This window comes from Maribellus comscasis, from assembly GCF_009762775.1.
In the GTDB taxonomy this organism is placed as follows: Bacteria; Bacteroidota; Bacteroidia; order Bacteroidales; family Prolixibacteraceae; genus Draconibacterium; species Draconibacterium comscasis.
In genome coordinates, this window is the sequence record NZ_CP046401.1 from 4,138,308 (window position 1) to 4,157,326 (window position 19,019).

Genomic DNA, 19,019 nt, shown 5'->3' on the forward strand with positions numbered 1-19,019 from the left:
TTTTATAACACATTAGTCTAAAAAAAATCATTAGAAGTGTTCGTTGGCCTAAAGTAATTTAACTAATCTAATCAGAACCGGATTGAAACCAAAACACCGCTGTATATCATTTATTTTGTGGGCAATGTTAGCCTGTCTTATTTCTCTGGGAGGGTATGCTCAAAGTATTGATGAAATTCAAATTAGCGGTAATTTTCGAAATGTTCCGCTTTCTTTCTTTTTTGATACGCTTGAAGAACAATATGGTGTAAAAGTCTATTACAAAAGAGCCTGGGTTGATAAATATTCTGTAAATATTTCGTTTATTAATAATCCATTGTCGCGCGCCTTAAACAGCATTTTTGTGAGTCATGAGTTAACTTATGAAGTTTTTCAGGATAATTCCATTGTTGTTTTTCCACGAAGATTAGATACAAGATCCAATTTGGAAGGTGTTGACCAAACCTTGGTAATAGGAAATCCAATAAACAAAGGACGCTACAAAAGGGCTTTGATTACAGGGAAGGTAATCGATGGAAAAACAGGAGATCCGCTTCCCGGAGCGGTTATTTACAATTCCAAACTTGATAAAGGTGCAACAACGGGTAGCGGCGGATCATTTAAGCTTGAGCTGCCAACAGGAGAACATTATCTCAGTATTTCATTTATGGGATTTCAGGGCTACGAAAAACAAATCAATTTGATTGAGCCCGGAGAAGTTGAATTTGAGCTTTTTGAAGAATCGCACAGTATTGGAGAGGTTTTGGTTGTGGCTGATGAATTTAATACATCGCGTACTCAAATGAGTATGGTTCAGATGAGTGCAAAGGATATAAAAACGCTTCCTCTGTTAATGGGAGAGAGAGACGTGATGAAAAGTATTGTAATGCTCCCCGGTATCCAATCGGTGGGTGAACTTTCATCTGGATTCAATGTGCGTGGAGGCAATTCGGATCAGAACCTTATTTTGCTCGAAAATTCGCCGGTTTTTAATACTTCGCATCTGTTTGGTTTTATTTCGGCTATTAATCCTGATGTCGTTGAAGACATGAGGGTTTTTAAAGGCGGTTTGCCTGCACGTTTTGGTGAGCGTGTTTCGTCGATTATGGAAATTGAAATGAAAGACGGCAATGAAGATAAAGTAAAATTTTATGGCGGGCTGGGGGTTATAAACTCAAGGCTTACATTTGACGGACCAATAACCAAAGATAAAAAGCTTACCTTTATTGCAGCGGGCCGTATGTCATACACCGATTGGGTCTTAAAACAGGTGCCTGACGCTGATATCTCAAACAGTGTTACTAATTTTTATGATTTAAGTGGAAAACTTTCCTACAAATTTGATAAAAATAACTGGCTGAATATTGCCGGCTACTCAAGCAATGATGAGTTTAGTACGAGTTCACAATCCATAAATAACTACGGAAACACATTATTTAATCTTGAATCACACAATAAATACGGTGAAAAATTGAATGCCGAGCTAAATCTTTCTTTTAGCCAGTATAAATTTCGGTTGACTGATTTTGCCGATGGCAAAGATTTTGAAGCATATTATCTTGACAATCAAATACAATATGGTTCTGTAAAATATAATCTTATTTGGCACCCGCATCCACAACATAATATCCACACGGGATTTAACGGTGTATATTATGTAAATAGCCCGGGTGAAATTATCCCGATTGCAGAAAATACGGTAATAGGGCAGGATAAACTGGACAATGAAAATGCTTTTGAGGGCGCAATTTATATCAGCGACGAGTTTGATATTGTTCCGGGGCTAACCGCAAATGTTGGCTTCCGTTACAGCAGATTTGCTCTTTTGGGCGCCAAAACTGTTTTGCTTTATGATGACGAGAAAGCAAAAAGTGAGTCAACAGTTGTTGATTCTCTGGTTTTCGGTGATGGCGAAATAGTTAAAAGCTATGGGGGAATTGAACCGCGACTGGCATTAAACTGGGAGACAGACGGCGGATTTTCATACAAATTGAGCTACCAGAGAACGAGGCAATACATTAGTCAGATCAGTAACAATGCAGTAATTTCTCCGGCAGAGATTTGGAAAACAAGTGACTACCATCTTGAGCCTTTGATAAACGACCAGATTGCTTTGGGATTTCAGAAAGATAATGTTTTGAGGCAGTATACATTGTCAACAGAAGTGTATTACAAACAACTTCAGAATTTGATTGAATATAAAAACGGTGCCCAAATAGTTATGAATAAGCATTTGGAGACTGACCTGATACCTTCCGATGGCTATTCCTACGGTGTTGAATTGTCGCTCCGAAAGCCCGACGGAAGATTAACAGGCTGGTTGAATTATACCTACTCCAGAACAATGCGTAAAACCACCGGTGAGTTTGATGAGGAACAAATCAATTCTGGTAAATATTATCCTTCTATATATGATAAGCCACACGATTTGTCGGTTGTGGCAAATTATAATATAAGCAGGCGCTGGCGGGTTTCCGGCAATTTTGTGTTTATTTCAGGCCGTCCGGTTACTTTGCCTGAAGTTACCTACCAGTATGCCGGTGAAACGTTGGTATATTATTCTGACAGGAACAAGTACCGTATGCCACCCTATCACAGGTTTGATATTTCCATCACTTTTGATGAAAATCTGCGGAGGAAACGAATGTGGAAAGGAAGTTGGACGCTTTCTGTTTATAATTTATACGGAAGAAAAAATCCTTATTCGGTTTACTATCGCAAAACCATTGCCGATGGAGGGACCGACTACAAATCGTATTCCCTGTTCAAGCTGGCTGTAATTGGAGTGCCGATACCGTCGTTAACTTATAACTTTACTTTCTGACATGGTAAAAAAGTTAATATATAGTCTGATGCTCATTTTATCAGTTGTGGCTTGTGAAGAAATTTACAGACCCGACCTGGAAGAGGTAGATGCTTTTTTGGTTGTTGAAGCGATACTCGTATCAAACCAAACCTATAATAATATTTATCTTTATAAAACGCTTGGTTTTAACGATGACGAAAAAGACTATCCTTCCGTGACCGGGGCGCTAATTTATTTGGTAGACGAAAATGATAATCAAATTGAGTGTTTGGAATCTGCTCCCGGAACTTATACTTTAAACCATAATCTCGAAACCGGTGCTGCTTATCACCTGATTATTGAGTATGATGGAGAAAAATATGAGTCTGGAACACAGACTGTCCCAGAGTCTCCGGTAACTGATTCTGTTTATGCTGAATACACAACCCGCATAGTTACCACCGGAGCTTCCAGTTCAACAGATAAAATAGAAAAAGAGAATGGGATTCAGATTTATGCTGATATGAATTTTAACGGAGGTATAAATCATTATCGGTTTTATGCTCGAAAAATTATTCAGTATATCGACCATTACGATACAACAATTCCTCCCTCTCCGGAACCCGAGACTAATCCAATTTACCGCTGGAATTCTTATTATCCAACAGGTATTTTTAACATTGCCGGGCCAGCAGAATACAGTACAGACAAAAATATTGCTAAGCACTCTTTGGAGTTTTTTGAATCCAATTACAATAAATATTTTCCGGATACCATGTTATTTGGAGGATGGATTTATATTATTTATCAATACGGAATTAACGAGGATACGTATGAATTTTATTCTGATTTGAATAGCCAACTGGATGCCGAAGGAAAGATATTCGACCCCATATATATTCAGGCCGAAGGGAATATTTCCTGTACTTCAAACGACGAAAAGGTAGTATTGGGTAATTTTGAAATATCGTCGTTCAGCGAGAGCCGTTTTTATTTAAATTACAGTAAATACAGGGATTCCATAAGTGCTTTAAAAAACATACCTTATTTTTATAATATACCTGAAGATGGTTATGTTAAAGATATTATGCCTGATTTCTGGGAAACACGTTCAAAAAGATATCCGGATGAATAAAACAACTGGAAATAAAATCTCAGGACTGTTGGGAATCTTATTTCTTTTGATATTCATATTCCCTGCAAGAGGAGAAGAGCAGATCTATCTGTTTCCCGACAGAAGTTCGGCCGTTTCGGGTGATACCATCTGGTTCGGTATCAATATTTTTAGCAAAGAACAGGGAGAAATGAGCAATGTTGTTCATGTTCAGCTTGATGATTTGGAGAACAATCATATTTCAAAAGTATCAGTGCTCTGCGATAAGGGGACAGGTGAGGGGTATATTCCCGTTCCCGATTCACTCTCAACCGGTGTATATGTGCTTCGGGCTTTTTCATTTATACAAAATAGTAATGCTGATTCAAAATTAAACCAGAGGTTTGTTAAAGTTTACAACCGGTTTGAAGAAGAACTGTTTGAAATTGATTTTCCGTTGGCTGAGAGTAGAGTAAAGTATGAATACAACAATGCTCTGCATATTGAAACTGAAAAAGAAAGTTATAAAAAAGGGGAGGAGGTTGTTGCAGGCCTGGATATTCCACAAGAGGTTTTAAACAATACTTCACAGGTAATTATAACAGCAGGATTGGAAGAGGCTTCTAACCTGGATTTTGCAACTTCCTGGTATCCGGTAGCTCATAAATCGGCAGTAAAATTGCCCGTTCCTGTGGTGGAGAAAAACGGAGTTCTCATTTCAGGTAAAGTGCATTCGGCAGAAGATAATCATCCGGTTCCCAATGCAGTGGTTATTCTTAGTATTCCCGATTCAATTCCTTTTCTCGATTACTGTGTTTCAGACTCCTCCGGTATCTTTTATTTCTATTTGCGGAATGCTTTTGGAACCGCCGACATTGTGTTGCAGGCATTAGCAAAAAACTCAATGCCTTGTACCATTGAGCTGTATGAAAACTTCATTGATGTGGATAGACCCAACGTTTCCCGAAAAATGTTCAACCGCGAAGAGTTAATATTTGGCGAGAGTGTGATAAAAGCATCCTATTTTACCAAGCTTTTTCGCGGTTATAAGATTGAATCCGGTAGCTCGTTTGTTATGCCACGGCAGTTTGAACATCCATTTTATGGCGAACCAACTAAAACATTTTATCCTGAATTGTTTGTCGACTTACCCGATTTTCAGGAAATCTCCCGTGAAATTTTGCACGGTGTACAATACCGCGAAAGAAAGACCGGAACTACAATCAGGTTGTTAAATCTGGGAGGAGATGCCGTTTTTAAAGAAGAGCCTTTAAAATTACTGGACGGTATTCCCGTCTTTGATCCCGAGGTGTTTGCCCCCATGGGCACCGACGATATTGCCCGGGTAGATGTGGTTTACGAAAAGAAGTTTTTTGGCGACCTGTCATTTTCGGGGATATTATCGATCTATACTAAAAACAGATCATTAAGCTGGGTTGATGTAAATCCTTCAACAGGACATTTTGAGTATCCATGCCTGCAACTGCAAAAGAAATGGAGTTTTAAAAATCAAGTTGTCAGCAATACACATATTCCAAACTTTTGCAAGGTATTGTATCGAAATATATTTGACACATTAAACGGTACTGAAGAGTTTGGTTTTGCAACTTCAGATTTAAAAGGAGATATTGTAATTCGCGTGGTTTTGGTTCAGAAAGACCACGAAGTATTATATAGTGAAAAAATAATAAAAGTTGAATGAATGTCCGGAGTAAAATAGCAATGTCGGTTTTGGCTGTTTTTATGACAGCAGTCGTTTCAGCTCAACAGTTTTATAATTCAATAAAACCTTTGACCACAGGCTCAAACACATTAAATTATAAACTCACCGGTAACCAGTATTATTTTTGGCCAAAATTTATTGGAACGGTGTATTTGAACGAAGAATGGTGCCATGCAAAGCTGGAGCTGGAAAATGGTGATATCTATGAAGACGTTTATATGAAGTTAAATACGTATCTCGATGAAGTGATAATGTACAATGAGAGAGTAGGCTCGGTAATCACTGTAGATAAAGCCATTATTCATGAATTTGAAATGGAAAAGGGGTACGGAACTTATAATTTATTTCGAAAAGTTAATTTTGACAGGGTTCCGAAAGGATACCATTATTTGAATGTATTGTACGACGGTAGCGTAAAACTTTACCTCTGGCATAAAACTGAGGTTGTAAAAACATCTCTGTATAAAGATGAAATTCATGGAGGAATGCGGGATTCAGAATACAAGCAGGTGTTTATTTATTATGTTGTCTTTCCCGATGGTTCGATGAATAAGGTTGCGGCAAGGCGTCGTTCTTTTTTGCAACTTTTCCCTGAAAAAAAAAGAACGTTAAAAAGATTATTCCGAAGGAATAGAATTCATTTTTATACTACAGAGGAACTCATTCAGGCAACAAAAATTATTGAGGAGGAAATGTTTTGATGCTTATTCATCTTTGACCACATTTCCTGTTCCGCAAAGAAATCTGTTTTTGATATTTTTATTTTTCGGTAAATGACCCCAAATAGTAAAAAGTTTTTAGGTTAACGCAACCTTTTGCATCTGCTTTCCCATCTTTTACAAAATTACAAACAAATGATTTTCAAACCTGTTGTCTGAAAGGCAGAAAAGAAAACTCATTTAGCTGTTTAAAAAGTAAACTTATGAAGAAATTGTTGCTCTTCTTTTTTGCAATTTTTGTTGCATTTCCGGTTTTTTCGCAGTTAGAAAAAGGACACATTCATTTAAAAAACGGAACGGTATTAAAAGGGAAATATCAATTCTCCGATGATAAAATCCATATCATTTCTGCGGGAAACCTATGGACATTTGAAGCCTCAGAAGTAGATACAATAATAGATACCCGAAATAAAAAATTGAATTTTAACAGAGATTTTTCAGTTGAGTCAGCACTTTTTTATAGAATTGAAGCAGGGCTTCTGATCGGTAACTCACAAAATAGTCAATCGGCCCCTTTTAGTCTGACGGGTTCTGTTAACTACCGATTTGAACCGAGGTTTTCTTTAGGTGCAGGATTTGGTGCCGAGTTTTTTAATGAATCCTATCTACCGGTATTTTTAAACCTGGAATATAAACTCAACGATAATTTTTCTTCACCTTATGTTTTTTTGAAAGGTGGTTACCAAATTGCTCTGGAAGATGGGAGTATGTTTTATTACGATGTTTATCCTGCATGGAACAGCATTTGGCCAGGGTATTATTATGCTCATGATAATCTGAATGCAAAAGGGGGCGTTTTGATACATCCGGGCGTTGGGTATACACATATGTTTTCGTCTGGTATCGGGATGTCGTTCGCATTTGGATATCAGTTCCACCGTCTGCAGTACAAAGCTGAAGAAGACGATTACCGGCTCGATGTGGACTATAACCGGTTGGTAATAAAAATAGGAATTCTTTTCAATTAAAATCATTCGAACATGAAGACGATCAGAAATATATTCACATTACTAATTTTGTTTGCAGGAATAAATTCCTGTATGGATGAATACACCGAGGTTTTTACCGCTAATTCACCGGTTTATATGGGCTGGGACGAATTGCGGACCTCGGTAAAAATAGCGGAATCACGTGATTTGATAAATCCCGGGAAAATTTATTTTAAAGACGGTTATATTTTTATCAACGAAGAACTTAAAGGAATTCATATTATCGACAATCAGGATCCAACTAACCCGCAAAATATAGGTTTTATCGAGGTGCCGGGTAACGTCGACATCGCCATAAAGAATAACATTTTATACGCCGACAGTTATGTTGATTTGGTTGCCATTGATATTTCAGATATTAGCAATCCGCAGGAAGTAAACAGAGTTGAAGACATTTTTCCGTACACAACTCCTCCATACGATGAGGAGTATCGTGTGGCCAAAGTGGATGAAGAAAAAGGTGTGGTAATCGACTGGGAAATTAAAGAAGTACGTCAGGAAATGGAATATCATTATTACCCTGTATTTCGTGGTGTCGATGAAGTGTTTTACACCATGGATGCAGCGAATGGTGGCGGTTCATCAAATGGAAGTGCTTTTGGGGTAGGTGGCTCAATGGCCCGTTTTGGTTTGTACAATGATTATCTCTACACCGTTGATAATTCGATGTTATATATGTTCGATGTAAATAGTCCGGAAAGTCCGAGTGACATAGGAAATATGAATGTGGGCTGGAATATTGAAACCATGTTCATCACCGATGGACATATGTTTTTCGGAACCCAGAACGGTATGCTCATTTACAGTCTGGAAGTGGCTACTGTTCCCAGTTATATTGGCCAGTTCTGGCATATAACCAGTTGCGATCCTGTGGTGGTTGCAGATGGTTATGCCTACGTTACTTTGCGTGGAGGAAATGCTTGTGGCAGCAACGTTAACCGGCTCGATGTATTGGAGCTTTCCGACGATTATACTGATATAAGCTTACTTGAATCCTATCCGCTGCACGGACCTTACGGTCTGGGCATTGACGACCAGACTTTGTTTGTTTGCGACGGCGATGCCGGTTTAAAAGTTTACGATGTGACAGACAAACAGCACATCGACGACCATCAAATTGCGAGTTTCCCAAATATCAACACATACGATGTTATCCCGGTAAATGGATATTTGTTTATGATAGGAGACGATGGATTCTATCAATACGATTATTCAGATATCCAAAACATTTCCCAGGTTAGTGTTATTCCAGTTGCTACCGAAGAGTAGATATTAAAGCTAACCAAAGTTAAAAGCCCGGTGAGTGGCCGGGCTTTCTTCTTTTTTTACTGATAATAGTTTTGAAGATGTTAAAAAAAATTTCTCCTTTACTCTTTATTCTTATAGCTTCCCTCTTTACAAAATGTTCCATTTTTGAAGAGGAGGACACGCTGAATTTATCTCAAATTGACTTTTTGCATGGAACAAAAGAATCGGGCCGTCTAAAAAAGCAACTTAACTACTCTGATTCCGATGATAAAACCCTAAATTCTGACATTGAGTATTTTTATGAAGATAATCATTTGATCACAAAAGTTTATCATGAATATTTGGGAGGTGAACCATACATTTTACAAAAAGATGAACTTATTTATGACGGTGAGAAACTATCCCAAATGGTACATTATTTCCGGACAGGAACAACGACAAGCCCGCTGCTTGTTTCCAAAACCTATTATTATTCTTACCCCGATGCCAACACAAAAATCGAGGTTGTTTATAATGCTGAAGGTGAACGGCGTGATTCTGTGATTTACCGGTATTCCGGAAATCTTTTGACAGAAGAAAAACACGTCAATCATTTGGGGATTTGGGGAAACAAGTATGAATATAACAATGAAGGGAAGCTATATAAAACCATCGACCTGGCTGACGAGCATATGGTAAGTAAAAATCATTTTGACAGAAAAGGGTTACTTGTAAAAACAGAGAGGATAGTTGATGGGAATATAGAATCGACTATCTGGTATGAAAGTGAGATTACCCGGACTTCTTTGTTTGTTACGATGTATCCGGGAAGTGACAGCGACAGTGACATCCGTCTGCCAGGCGCTCAGAAAAAGTTCAGAGACGGGAAATTGGTGGAGTATATTTTATATCATCCCACTTTTCCCGGCTCCGAATGGTATTGTCAAAGGTTTGAGTATTATTAGCCTCATGCACAAAAACTGTGGTTTGGAATCTGCCCGGCATCGCCGGGCTTTTTTTGCTATGCTACAGTCGTATTTCTTGCGGCTATTCCGGGTTGAGCAAAAAGGAAATGCGATAGGAATTACCCTGGAAATTTATTAAGATTTCGATTATCAGTTGTTAAGTGCATCAGTTGAATTTTTTTTGTTGAAATTCACCAAATAATTTTACAAGCCATCGAACAGATTCTTTTTTCAGCACTATCTCATACTGTGTAAACAGAAATACCGGTTAAAATTGGTTTAACCGGGGAATCACCATTTCCTAAACATTTTATTTGTTTACTGTCAGACAAAAAATGAACGATTGCCACTTCACAGTTGTCGCGCTTTCTCATCTGTTGCGATTGTGTTTCAACCCGAGGTTAAAAACAAAATGAAACAGATAATTTTTTTTGTCAGTCATAATGAAAAATCCGGTCTCAAAATTCAAACCGGATTTTGTGTTTATATTGAAAGTCAGGTAAAGAATTATACAAGTCCCTGTGCCATCATTGAATTGGCGACTTTAACAAATCCGCCAATATTTGCACCTTTTACATAGTTAACAAAACCATTGCTTTCTGTGCCATATTTGACACACATTTGGTGGATGTTTTTCATTATCGAATGTAATTTGTTGTCCACTTCTTCTCTGCTCCAGGCAAGACGCATACTGTTTTGAGTCATTTCAAGCCCTGAAACGGCAACACCTCCTGCATTTGCAGCTTTTCCGGGACCAAAGAGTATTTTTGAATTCAGAAAATGGTGTACTGCATCCATTGTGCTTGGCATATTGGCTCCTTCGGCAACGGCGATACATCCGTTTTCAACCAGTGTTTTTGCTTCTTCTCCGTTAATTTCATTTTCAGTTGCACAAGGCAAGGCAATATCGCATTTAATACTCCACGGGCGTTGTTTATCCAGGTAGCTTACACCAAATTTATCAGCATATTCGCGAATCCTGCCCCGGTGAATGTTCTTCAACTCCATTATAAAATCAAGTTTTTTTCGATCAATTCCATCCGGATCATAAATAGAACCGCTTGAATCTGACAAAGTGACAACTTTCCCACCGAGCTCAATTACTTTTTCAGCTGCAAACTGTGCTACATTTCCCGACCCCGATATTGCTACAACTTTGTTTTCAAAACTTTCTCCAATGGTTTCAAGCATTTCCTTTGCAAAGTAGACGGTGCCATAACCGGTAGCTTCCGGTCTTATGAGTGAACCTCCCCATTCAACACCTTTCCCGGTAAGAACACCGGTAAATTCATTTCGTAAACGTTTATATTGCCCGAATAAATAGCCGATTTCGCGGCCACCTACACCGATATCTCCTGCTGGCACATCGGTGTATTGACCAATGTGGCGCGCGAGTTCAGTCATAAAACTCTGGCAGAAACGCATTACTTCGCTGTCCGATTTGTTTTTAGGGTCAAAATCAGAACCACCTTTCCCTCCTCCCATGGGGAGTGAGGTCAGACTATTTTTTAACACCTGTTCGAAAGCAAGGAATTTTAAAATGCTTTGATTCACAGTTGGATGAAAACGAAGCCCTCCTTTATAAGGACCAATCGCACTATTCATTTCAATTCGGTATCCACGGTTGATGTGAATATTTCCCTGATCATCAGCCCAGGGAACACGAAATTGAATTATTCGTTCCGGTTCAACCATTCGTTCAAGGATTTTTGAATGAAGGTATCGGGGATTTTTCAAAAGAAAGTCGGATAATGATTCTACAACTTCTTCCACAGCCTGGTGAAATTCATACTGAAGCGGGTCTTTTGTTTTTACATATTGCATAAAATCATCTACAAATGTCTTTGGATCATTGATATTCATGATATTCCGGTTTTTATATTTCATAAATCAATTTACAAAAAGAAAGAGGTTTGTACCAACTTGTTTTTCAGCATATTGTATTTTTATTGTTTGGATAGAATGAAAAGAAATATACTCCGAAGTTTATAATTCAGAAGTTATTTTACGACTTTGCTTTGAAAGTATTACGAGCAGAACAAGTCATTGAAGCTCCAAATATGCAGGGAAATTCAGTTTTTCTCAGATTGACATACAATCGCTTAGTGTTAATTCTCTTTGATGTCAGAGAAATTCTTTTTTGAAAATATCAAAGGTTTTGCGGTAGCATCGTTTTAAGCGACTCCATCCTTTGGACAAAATCTTTATCTTTGCGGCTTTAAGTTCAGAATTTTATTCAAAAGAGAAAAAATGGAATATAATTTCGCGGAAATTGAACCCAAATGGCAAAAGTATTGGGAGGAGAATAAAACGTTTAAAACTCCCGACGATTTTTCGAAACCAAAATATTACATCCTTGATATGTTTCCCTATCCGTCGGGTGCGGGTTTACATGTTGGGCATCCGGAAGGTTACACGGCCACAGATATTTTAAGCCGCTATAAAAGGATGAAAGGTTTTAATGTGCTTCATCCGATGGGATACGACGCATTTGGTTTGCCTGCTGAACAATATGCCATTCAAACCGGAACACATCCGGCAATAACCACAAACAAAAATTGTGATAATTTTCGTCGCCAGATAAAATCAATTGGTTTGAGTTATGACTGGGACCGCGAAATAAATACCACCGATCCAAAATATTTTAAATGGACACAGTGGATTTTTAAACAGTTATATAACACCTGGTTTGATGAAAAACAGCAGAAAGGGCGTCCTGTTTCGGAATTGGTTGTTCCCGTGGAAATTAAAGAAAAAGGCGAAGAGGCTGTAAAAAATTATATCAGTGAAAAGCGTCTGGCGTATTACGACAATGCCCAGGTTTGGTGGTGCGACTCGTGCAAGACGGTTTGTGCCAACGAAGAGGTTTTAACCGACGGTTCGCATGAAAAGTGCGGGAATCAGGTGGTTCGAAAAAATTTAAAACAATGGTTGCTTCGCATTCCGCATTACGGGGAAAGACTGTTAAGCGGATTGGAGAAACTCGATTGGCCGGAAGGTGTAAAAGATATGCAGCGCAACTGGATCGGAAAATCAACCGGTGCAGAGGTGGATTTTGAAATTGAAAATTCAGGGAAAAATTTACGTGTTTATACCACCCGGCCCGATACTTTGTTTGGTGCAACATATATGGTTATTGCACCCGAACACGAATGGGTAAATGAAATTACCACGTCAGATAAAAAAGACGCAGTTGAAACTTATGTAAAAGCTGCAGCATTAAAATCGGATTTGGATCGCACTGATTTGGCGAAAGAGAAGACCGGGGTTTTTACCGGGCGTTATGCCATTAATCCGGTGAATAACAAAAAAATACCGATTTGGGTAGCCGATTATGTTTTGATGGGATACGGAACCGGCGCAATTATGGCAGTTCCCGCACACGACACCCGCGACTTTGAGTTTGCAAAAGAATTTGATATCCCGGTGGTTTGCATCCTGGATCCGAAAGATGTTGAGAACCGTGATGAAATTTTGAAAGGAGATGCTTGCTGGACCGAAGATGGCGAATACATCAACTCAGCAAATACTGAAACAGGGTTGGACATAAACGGATTAAACAAAGCAACCGGAATTCAAAAAACGGTGGAATGGCTGGAACGTAAAAGTTTAGGTAAAGCAACCGTGAATTTTAAATTGCGCGACTGGCTGTTTTCCCGCCAACGATACTGGGGTGAGCCATTTCCGGTAATTCACTGGGAAGATGGAGAAGTTACTTTGGTGAAAGATGAAGACTTACCACTTGAATTGCCTGATCTGGAAGAATATAAACCCAGTGAAACCGGTGAATCGCCATTGGCAAATGCTAAAGATTGGCTGTTGGTAACCGACGAAAACGGAAGAAAAGGACGGCGCGAAACCAACACTATGCCACAATGGGCAGGTTCGTGCTGGTATTATTTACGTTACATCGATCCTTTAAAAGAAGATTCAATTTTTGATGTTAAAAAAGAACAGTACTGGATGCCGGTTGATTTGTACATTGGCGGTGCTGAACATGCAGTATTGCACTTGCTGTATGCGCGTTTCTGGCACAAAGTATTGTTTGATTTGGGAGTTGTTTCTACCGATGAACCATTTCAGAAATTGTTTAACCAGGGGATGATTCTGGCATTTGCTTATGAAACAAACACCGGCGCAAAAGTTTCTTCTGATTTGGTGGAAGAAAAAGACGGTAAATATTTCCACACAGAAACCGGTGAAGAACTGAAGCAGATTGTGGCTAAAATGTCAAAATCATTAAAAAATGTTGTAAACCCGGATGATGTGATAGAGCGTTATGGAGCCGACTCGTTACGTTTATATGAAATGTTTATGGGCCCGCTTGACGAGAGGAAACCATGGGCCGAAAATGGCGTGAAAGGAGTGTTTAATTTTTTAGGTCGCGCTTACCGTTTTTTTGCAGAATCTGAAAATATTGTTGAAGGCAATGAAGATAAAGAAGTAGCAAAATTACTGCATCAAACAATTCAAAAAGTTGAATTTGATTTGGAACATCTGAAATTTAATACCGCAATTTCGGCATTGATGGTTTTTAATAATCTGGCTATTAAAAAGGGAAAAGTAAGCAAAGAAACAGCTGAAATTTTTGCAAAAATTCTGGCACCGTTTGCACCTCACATGGCCGAAGAGCTTTGGTCGAAATACGGTAACAGCAAAACACTGGCATACGAAACCTGGCCGGCTGTTGATGAAAGTTTGTTAAAAGAAGATAGTTTTGAGTATCCTGTTTCGTTTAACGGGAAAATGAGATTTAAAATTGAAATTGCTTTGGATATGCCAAAAGACGAAATAGAAAAAGCAGTGTTAGCTGATGAAAAAGCACAAAAATGGCTGGAAGGTAAAACGGTTCGGAAGTTTATTTTTGTTCCGAAAAAGATTATAAATGTTGTGGTGGGATAGTCTGTTTTTGAAAATCTTATTTTGTAAATAAGTGGTATCAAGAAAGTAGTATTGGGAGAAATATAAGTTATGATAAGGATAGGAGACTTCTATCCTTTTTTTGTTTTTATTAGTTCTTTCTAACCAAAAATATTAAATTTAAAGCTACAGACTGCTAAACTTACGGTTATGGAAAGGTTTTCAGAAATCAGAGCCATCCGAACAAACATCATCGATCGAATAATATTACTAATGCTGATTTTTCTTACTCCAACTTATCTGGTCTCGATGCTTAGATGGATGAAAATCGGCTGGCAGGATATTAATATCGTGCACAGTATATTGTTTATTGTTCTTGTCCTTTTAACTGTAAAAAGAAGAAAACTATCACTTAAATTTAAAATATACACCTTAGCCGTATTTTTTGCTATTTTGGGTTTGGCTGCTTTGTGGTATCTTGGGTTTAGTGGAATACACTATTTTTTAATTATCAGTATCGCTCTGGTTTCGTTATTTACAAAACGGAAAACTGCTATTATTTTCATTAGTTTACTTACCATTCTGGTGGTATTTATCGGAATGCTATATATTACAAGACTCAGAGAAGCCGATGTGGAATTGAACGACTTTTCACATAACTTTTTACAATGGATTGTAATTCTTTTATCAATGGTCGTATTTAGTGCGATATATATCGGAGGTTTTGGCAAGCTTCATAAAGAGCTTATTAAAAATGTTCAAAGAAGAACTATTTCTGAAATCAAACTAAAAGAACAGGTAAAGCAGTTAGAGATTGTTGAAGAAAAGTTAAGCAATAAAATCAAAGAACTGGAGGAGTTGAATGAAAAACTGCATGCCAGTGAGGAAAGATTCAGAACAATTTTTGAAACTTCACATGACAGCATCATAATAAGCAAAGATGGAGTAATCCAATTTTTTAATAATGCCTTTCTTAATTTGTTGGGTTTTGAAAAACAAGAAGAGCTTATAGGAAGATATATTTTAGAGTTTATTTCTTTAACCGAAAGAGAAAAAGTCCGGATAAATATAAAAAAAAGAGCATCGGGAGAAGACGCCCCGGAACTTTATGAAACGATTGGTATTAGAAGAGATGGGACCGAATTTCCATTTGAAATTAGAGCCAATGTATATAAAATAAACGATCGCATTTATAATGTTGCAATCGTTCGTGATATCAGTGATCGTAAACAGGCTGAACAGGCTTTAAGAGATAGCGAAATCAGGTGGCATTTTTCGGTCGATGGAAGTGGTCTTGGGCTTTGGGATTGGGACATATCTTCTGATAGAGTTTATTTTTCCGAGCAATGGAAAAGAATGCTCGGTTATGAAGAAAATGAAACATTTGAGAGCAAGCAGGGATGGGATAACCTGGTACATCCTGATGATCTGGAAAAAACAAAAGAAGGAATTAAAAAGCATTTTGAAGGCAAATCATCTGTGTTTAAAAACGAATACAGGTTAAGATGTGAAGACGGAGCCTATAAGTGGATTATGGCGCGTGGTAAAATAATTTCCAAGACAAATGAAGGAATTCCAATCAGAATGATTGGCACTCATGCTGACATTTCAGATCAAAAGGATGCCGAAAATCAGTTTAAGAAACTGAACACAACAAAAGACAAACTTTTTTCTATTGTTGCACACGATTTGAAAAGCCCTTTGAGTTCTGTATTAAGTTTATCGGGTTTATTAAATGAAGAGTTTGATGAACTCGACGAAATGACAAAAAAGAAATTTATCGGTTCAATGTACCAGAGTGTTTTGGGTACTTATAATTTACTCGAAGAGATTTTGCTTTGGGCAAGGGTACATTTAAATAGTATTAAATTTGAACCCCGGAGAGAAAATTTGCTTTTATTGACAACAAAAGTTGTAGACATTTTAAAATTACAGGCAGATAAAAAACGAACTAAAATATCTGTTCAAATACCTCACGATTTGTTAATTTTCGCGGACAATTTTATGATTTCCACGATAATCCGCAATTTAGTTTCAAATGCCATTAAGTTTGTTGCTCCTAAAACCGGAAAAATTAAAATATCAGCAAAAGGAATTATAGACAACTTGAATTCTGACTTTGTTGAAGTTTGTGTGTGGGATAACGGCGTTGGTATTCCTGAAGATGTTTGCTCCAATCTGTTCAAAATAGGCGAAAACACTTCAACTCAAGGGACTGATGAAGAAAAAGGGACTGGCTTGGGATTACCGATTTGTTATGATTTTGTAAAAAAACATGATGGGAAAATTTGGGTAGAAAGTGAAAATGGGAAAGGGGCGGCTTTTTATTTTCAGATTCCAGTTCAGCGGTGATCGCCATTTGAAATGTGTGAATTTTTCTAGCCTCTGTTAACATTAACGGGTTTTATTCCCCGGAGGCTTGATTCATTTGATAAAGCTTATTTCAACTTCCCATGCTATATGAAGGTTGATTTTTTTTCAAATAAAAAGCTGCAACAACCGGAAAGGCTTTTCAATTCCGGTGGTTACAGCTTTAGAAAGTTTTGAAACAAATCAGAATGTTAAAACTGCAGCTCCTTCTTTAATTGGTTCATGTATTACCACTGAACCTTTAATCTGAACTCCTTCAATAAGATCATCCTGCGTATAGCCTCTTACTTTTGTACATGGAGGACAAACACTGATGGTACAACCTGCGTTTATCACATTCTGGATCATGTCTTTCATGGTTGGATCTTCCGGGTTTGGACGAGCATATTCTGCTGCTCCTTTGCGTACCCAGTCAACTGCCGAACTTACCAAAAATATAGATACATCCAGTCCGTTATTTATACCACCATTTGCAATACTCCATGCAACACTTGAACGTTCGTCGTCCATACCTCTTGAAATAACTACTACTAATTTTTTTGTTTTCATAATTTTTGTTTTTAAATGATTAATAATTAAATATTTGATTAAAATAAATTTTGAATGTTTTAGCTGCCGGGTGTATATGCGTGTAAACTCACTGCTGATGAGCCAAAAGGATTTCCAACTGCATGAAACCCTAACCTGTCATCGATATAAGCCATGCTGCCAGTGCGGTAACCGTTTGATGACAAAAGTCTTTGAGATTCGTCTGCCGTGTAGCGTAACTCTTCCAGTTTCCCGTGTAATACCTTAAACATGCAACCTCCCTGGGGATGACCATGAATGGGGCTCACTTTTCCAGGTTTCCAGTGGATGAGTACCACCTTTAAAAAATCATTGTTAACAAGAACATGCCTTGTTTCACGGTTTTTCAGAAAACGTTGCAATTGGTCTTTCTTAAACGAGTTTATTTGTTGCATTACAGGAATAAATTGTAATGCCGAATAAACTGTATGATTTTCAAAAAAAGTGTTGTATAAATCCCGACAAATATTCCATAGATCCGGAATCAATCCGGCTGCCATTTGCAGGTAGGCGTCATGTGTCAACAGGTTTTCACGTATAACATTATAATCTGTATTATACTTGTCTTCCTGATAATTAAGAACACGATTAAATCTTTCTGATTTGTTTACAAAATAGTGGAGATTAGTATGCCCATTTCTGGCTTTCTGTTTGTTTGCTGTTGTGTTAAATAAGTCTTTCATAGTTCTTTATTTTTTTGTACACTACAAAGTTGAGAACTATTGACTTACCACACTTTGCCAAAAAGGTCGTTGTGTTGACTATTTAGTCCAAATTAAAATTATTCAGTTAAAAACAAGCGTTTTTTTGTATTCGGTTGGGTTTTTTCCTATAACTTTTTTGAATACACGACTAAAATGAGACACATCTTCAAAACCGGATTCAAAAGCTGCCTGAGTAATACTTTGGTTAGAATTGGCAATAAGATTAGCCGCATGCTGTACCCTTCTTTTTGTAATCCATTTTCCGGGAGATTCACTAAATTCCTGCTGAAAATCCCTCTTAAAAGACGAAAGACTGCGGTGCGACAACTCAGCAAAGTCTTCCAGTTTTAAATTGAAACAATAGTTTTGTTCCATAATTTGCTTCAACGAAGGCCTGGCGCTCTCAGAGAGCTTTTTGAAATAAGATGTTAAATGCGGGTCGCTGTTTACTATATTAATAAGGAGTTCTTTAAGTTTCAAAACTAAGATATGCTCAGGGGGGCGGTTTATTCCTCTGAAATAAGTTAGCATTGAATGAAAATACCCTTCGAGGTATTCTGAAGGTTTTACCATTTTAGCTGTAAAATCGGGAGGACATTCGGGACATTTCAGTATCATTTGGCTTTTAATTTCTTCCATTGTCTCCTTTATCAAATCATCCGAAAGAAAAAATCCAAGCATACAATACTCGTCATCAAAATACTGATGAATTATCTCAGCTCCTTTTCTTAGATAAAGCGTTTGCCCGGGAACCAATGTCCATTCCCCGTTGATTGTTTTGTACGTTTTTTTTCCGCTTAGAACATAAACCAGGTAGTCATTCCTGGAAAAAATTCCTATTTGCTCTGCATCAATCGGGCAGGTGTATTCCAGACAAACCGTGTCTTTAAATTGAAATCGGTTAAAACGAAGGTTTTCTTTGACTATTTTATAAAAGTTCAGCATTTTGTTTGATTCTTTGTATGTGTTTGCAAGTTAGTTAATTACGTTGATAAAAACAAAGAAAAAGATATCTTGGTATTAATTTCAGCTGAATCT

Annotated in this window: 13 protein-coding genes; 9 read left to right on the forward strand and 4 right to left on the reverse strand. The window is 37.7% G+C overall.

The window, feature by feature from the left end; translation table 11 throughout:
* Window positions 1–82 precede the first annotated feature (82 nt).
* The 7 genes from GM418_RS16345 to GM418_RS16375 all read left to right on the forward strand — a co-directional run bounded on the left by GM418_RS16345 (window position 83) and on the right by GM418_RS16375 (window position 9,480).
* Window positions 83–2,803, forward strand: coding sequence for a carboxypeptidase-like regulatory domain-containing protein (locus GM418_RS16345; protein WP_158868214.1), 2,721 nt, complete (start codon window positions 83–85; stop codon window positions 2,801–2,803).
* Window positions 2,804–2,831: 28 nt separating this feature from the next.
* Window positions 2,832–3,899 (forward strand): DUF4249 domain-containing protein, encoded by a 1,068-nt coding sequence (locus tag GM418_RS16350; protein WP_158868216.1) that lies wholly within the window; start codon window positions 2,832–2,834, stop codon window positions 3,897–3,899.
* The gene (locus GM418_RS16355) at window positions 3,892–5,559 is read left to right on the forward strand and encodes a hypothetical protein (protein WP_158868218.1); all 1,668 of its coding nucleotides are present in this window, start codon (window positions 3,892–3,894) and stop codon (window positions 5,557–5,559) included. The genes GM418_RS16350 and GM418_RS16355 overlap by 8 nt, the downstream gene beginning before the upstream one ends.
* The gene (locus GM418_RS16360) at window positions 5,556–6,281 is read left to right on the forward strand and encodes a hypothetical protein (RefSeq protein ID WP_158868220.1); all 726 of its coding nucleotides are present in this window, start codon (window positions 5,556–5,558) and stop codon (window positions 6,279–6,281) included. The genes GM418_RS16355 and GM418_RS16360 overlap by 4 nt, the downstream gene beginning before the upstream one ends.
* 221 nt (window positions 6,282–6,502) lie before the next feature.
* On the forward strand, window positions 6,503–7,267 hold the full coding sequence (locus GM418_RS16365) for a hypothetical protein (protein WP_158868222.1): 765 nt from the start codon (window positions 6,503–6,505) through the stop codon (window positions 7,265–7,267).
* Between the two features lie 12 nt (window positions 7,268–7,279).
* The gene (locus tag GM418_RS16370; protein WP_158868224.1) at window positions 7,280–8,557 is read left to right on the forward strand and encodes an LVIVD repeat-containing protein; all 1,278 of its coding nucleotides are present in this window, start codon (window positions 7,280–7,282) and stop codon (window positions 8,555–8,557) included.
* A gap of 77 nt (window positions 8,558–8,634) precedes the next feature.
* Window positions 8,635–9,480 carry a hypothetical protein gene (locus GM418_RS16375; RefSeq protein WP_158868226.1) on the forward strand — a complete coding sequence of 282 codons (846 nt, stop codon included), beginning with the start codon at window positions 8,635–8,637 and terminating at the stop codon, window positions 9,478–9,480.
* Between the two features lie 507 nt (window positions 9,481–9,987).
* On the opposite strand, the gene gdhA is transcribed toward GM418_RS16375, so the two are convergent.
* Window positions 9,988–11,343, reverse strand: a complete 1,356-nt coding sequence (gene gdhA / locus GM418_RS16380) for an NADP-specific glutamate dehydrogenase (protein ID WP_158868228.1) — start codon at window positions 11,341–11,343, stop codon at window positions 9,988–9,990.
* A 387-nt stretch (window positions 11,344–11,730) separates the two neighbouring features.
* On the opposite strand from gdhA, the gene leuS reads away from it, so the two are divergent.
* Both leuS and GM418_RS16390 read left to right on the forward strand, forming a co-directional pair.
* Window positions 11,731–14,382 (forward strand): leucine--tRNA ligase, encoded by a 2,652-nt coding sequence (gene leuS, locus GM418_RS16385; protein WP_158868230.1) that lies wholly within the window; start codon window positions 11,731–11,733, stop codon window positions 14,380–14,382.
* A 168-nt stretch (window positions 14,383–14,550) separates the two neighbouring features.
* Window positions 14,551–16,692, forward strand: coding sequence for a PAS domain S-box protein (locus GM418_RS16390; RefSeq protein WP_158868232.1), 2,142 nt, complete (start codon window positions 14,551–14,553; stop codon window positions 16,690–16,692).
* Window positions 16,693–16,893: 201 nt separating this feature from the next.
* Here GM418_RS16390 and GM418_RS16395 read toward each other — a convergent pair whose 3' ends face one another.
* The 3 genes from GM418_RS16395 to GM418_RS16405 all read right to left on the reverse strand — a co-directional run bounded on the left by GM418_RS16395 (window position 16,894) and on the right by GM418_RS16405 (window position 18,926).
* Entirely contained in the window at window positions 16,894–17,259 is a 366-nt protein-coding gene (locus GM418_RS16395) for a DsrE family protein (protein WP_158868234.1), read from the reverse strand.
* A gap of 59 nt (window positions 17,260–17,318) precedes the next feature.
* Window positions 17,319–17,960 carry a cysteine dioxygenase gene (locus GM418_RS16400; RefSeq protein WP_158868236.1) on the reverse strand — a complete coding sequence of 214 codons (642 nt, stop codon included), beginning with the start codon at window positions 17,958–17,960 and terminating at the stop codon, window positions 17,319–17,321.
* Between the two features lie 102 nt (window positions 17,961–18,062).
* The gene (locus GM418_RS16405) at window positions 18,063–18,926 is read right to left on the reverse strand and encodes a helix-turn-helix domain-containing protein (protein ID WP_158868238.1); all 864 of its coding nucleotides are present in this window, start codon (window positions 18,924–18,926) and stop codon (window positions 18,063–18,065) included.
* Window positions 18,927–19,019 lie beyond the last annotated feature (93 nt).

Excerpts from the sequence above, each read along its gene's own strand:
- GM418_RS16350 (WP_158868216.1), top strand. The coding sequence starts at position 2,832 with ATGCTCATTTTATCAGTTGTGGCTTGTGAAGAAATTTACAGACCCGAC.
- GM418_RS16355 (WP_158868218.1), top strand. The coding sequence starts at position 3,892 with ATGAATAAAACAACTGGAAATAAAATCTCAGGACTGTTGGGAATCTTA.
- GM418_RS16360 (WP_158868220.1), top strand. The coding sequence starts at position 5,556 with ATGAATGTCCGGAGTAAAATAGCAATGTCGGTTTTGGCTGTTTTTATG.
- GM418_RS16365 (WP_158868222.1), top strand. The coding sequence starts at position 6,503 with ATGAAGAAATTGTTGCTCTTCTTTTTTGCAATTTTTGTTGCATTTCCG.
- GM418_RS16370 (WP_158868224.1), top strand. The coding sequence starts at position 7,280 with ATGAAGACGATCAGAAATATATTCACATTACTAATTTTGTTTGCAGGA.
- GM418_RS16375 (WP_158868226.1), top strand. The coding sequence starts at position 8,635 with ATGTTAAAAAAAATTTCTCCTTTACTCTTTATTCTTATAGCTTCCCTC.
- gdhA (WP_158868228.1), bottom strand. The coding sequence starts at position 11,343 with ATGAATATCAATGATCCAAAGACATTTGTAGATGATTTTATGCAATAT.
- leuS (WP_158868230.1), top strand. The coding sequence starts at position 11,731 with ATGGAATATAATTTCGCGGAAATTGAACCCAAATGGCAAAAGTATTGG.
- GM418_RS16390 (WP_158868232.1), top strand. The coding sequence starts at position 14,551 with ATGGAAAGGTTTTCAGAAATCAGAGCCATCCGAACAAACATCATCGAT.
- GM418_RS16395 (WP_158868234.1), bottom strand. The coding sequence starts at position 17,259 with ATGAAAACAAAAAAATTAGTAGTAGTTATTTCAAGAGGTATGGACGAC.
- GM418_RS16400 (WP_158868236.1), bottom strand. The coding sequence starts at position 17,960 with ATGAAAGACTTATTTAACACAACAGCAAACAAACAGAAAGCCAGAAAT.
- GM418_RS16405 (WP_158868238.1), bottom strand. The coding sequence starts at position 18,926 with ATGCTGAACTTTTATAAAATAGTCAAAGAAAACCTTCGTTTTAACCGA.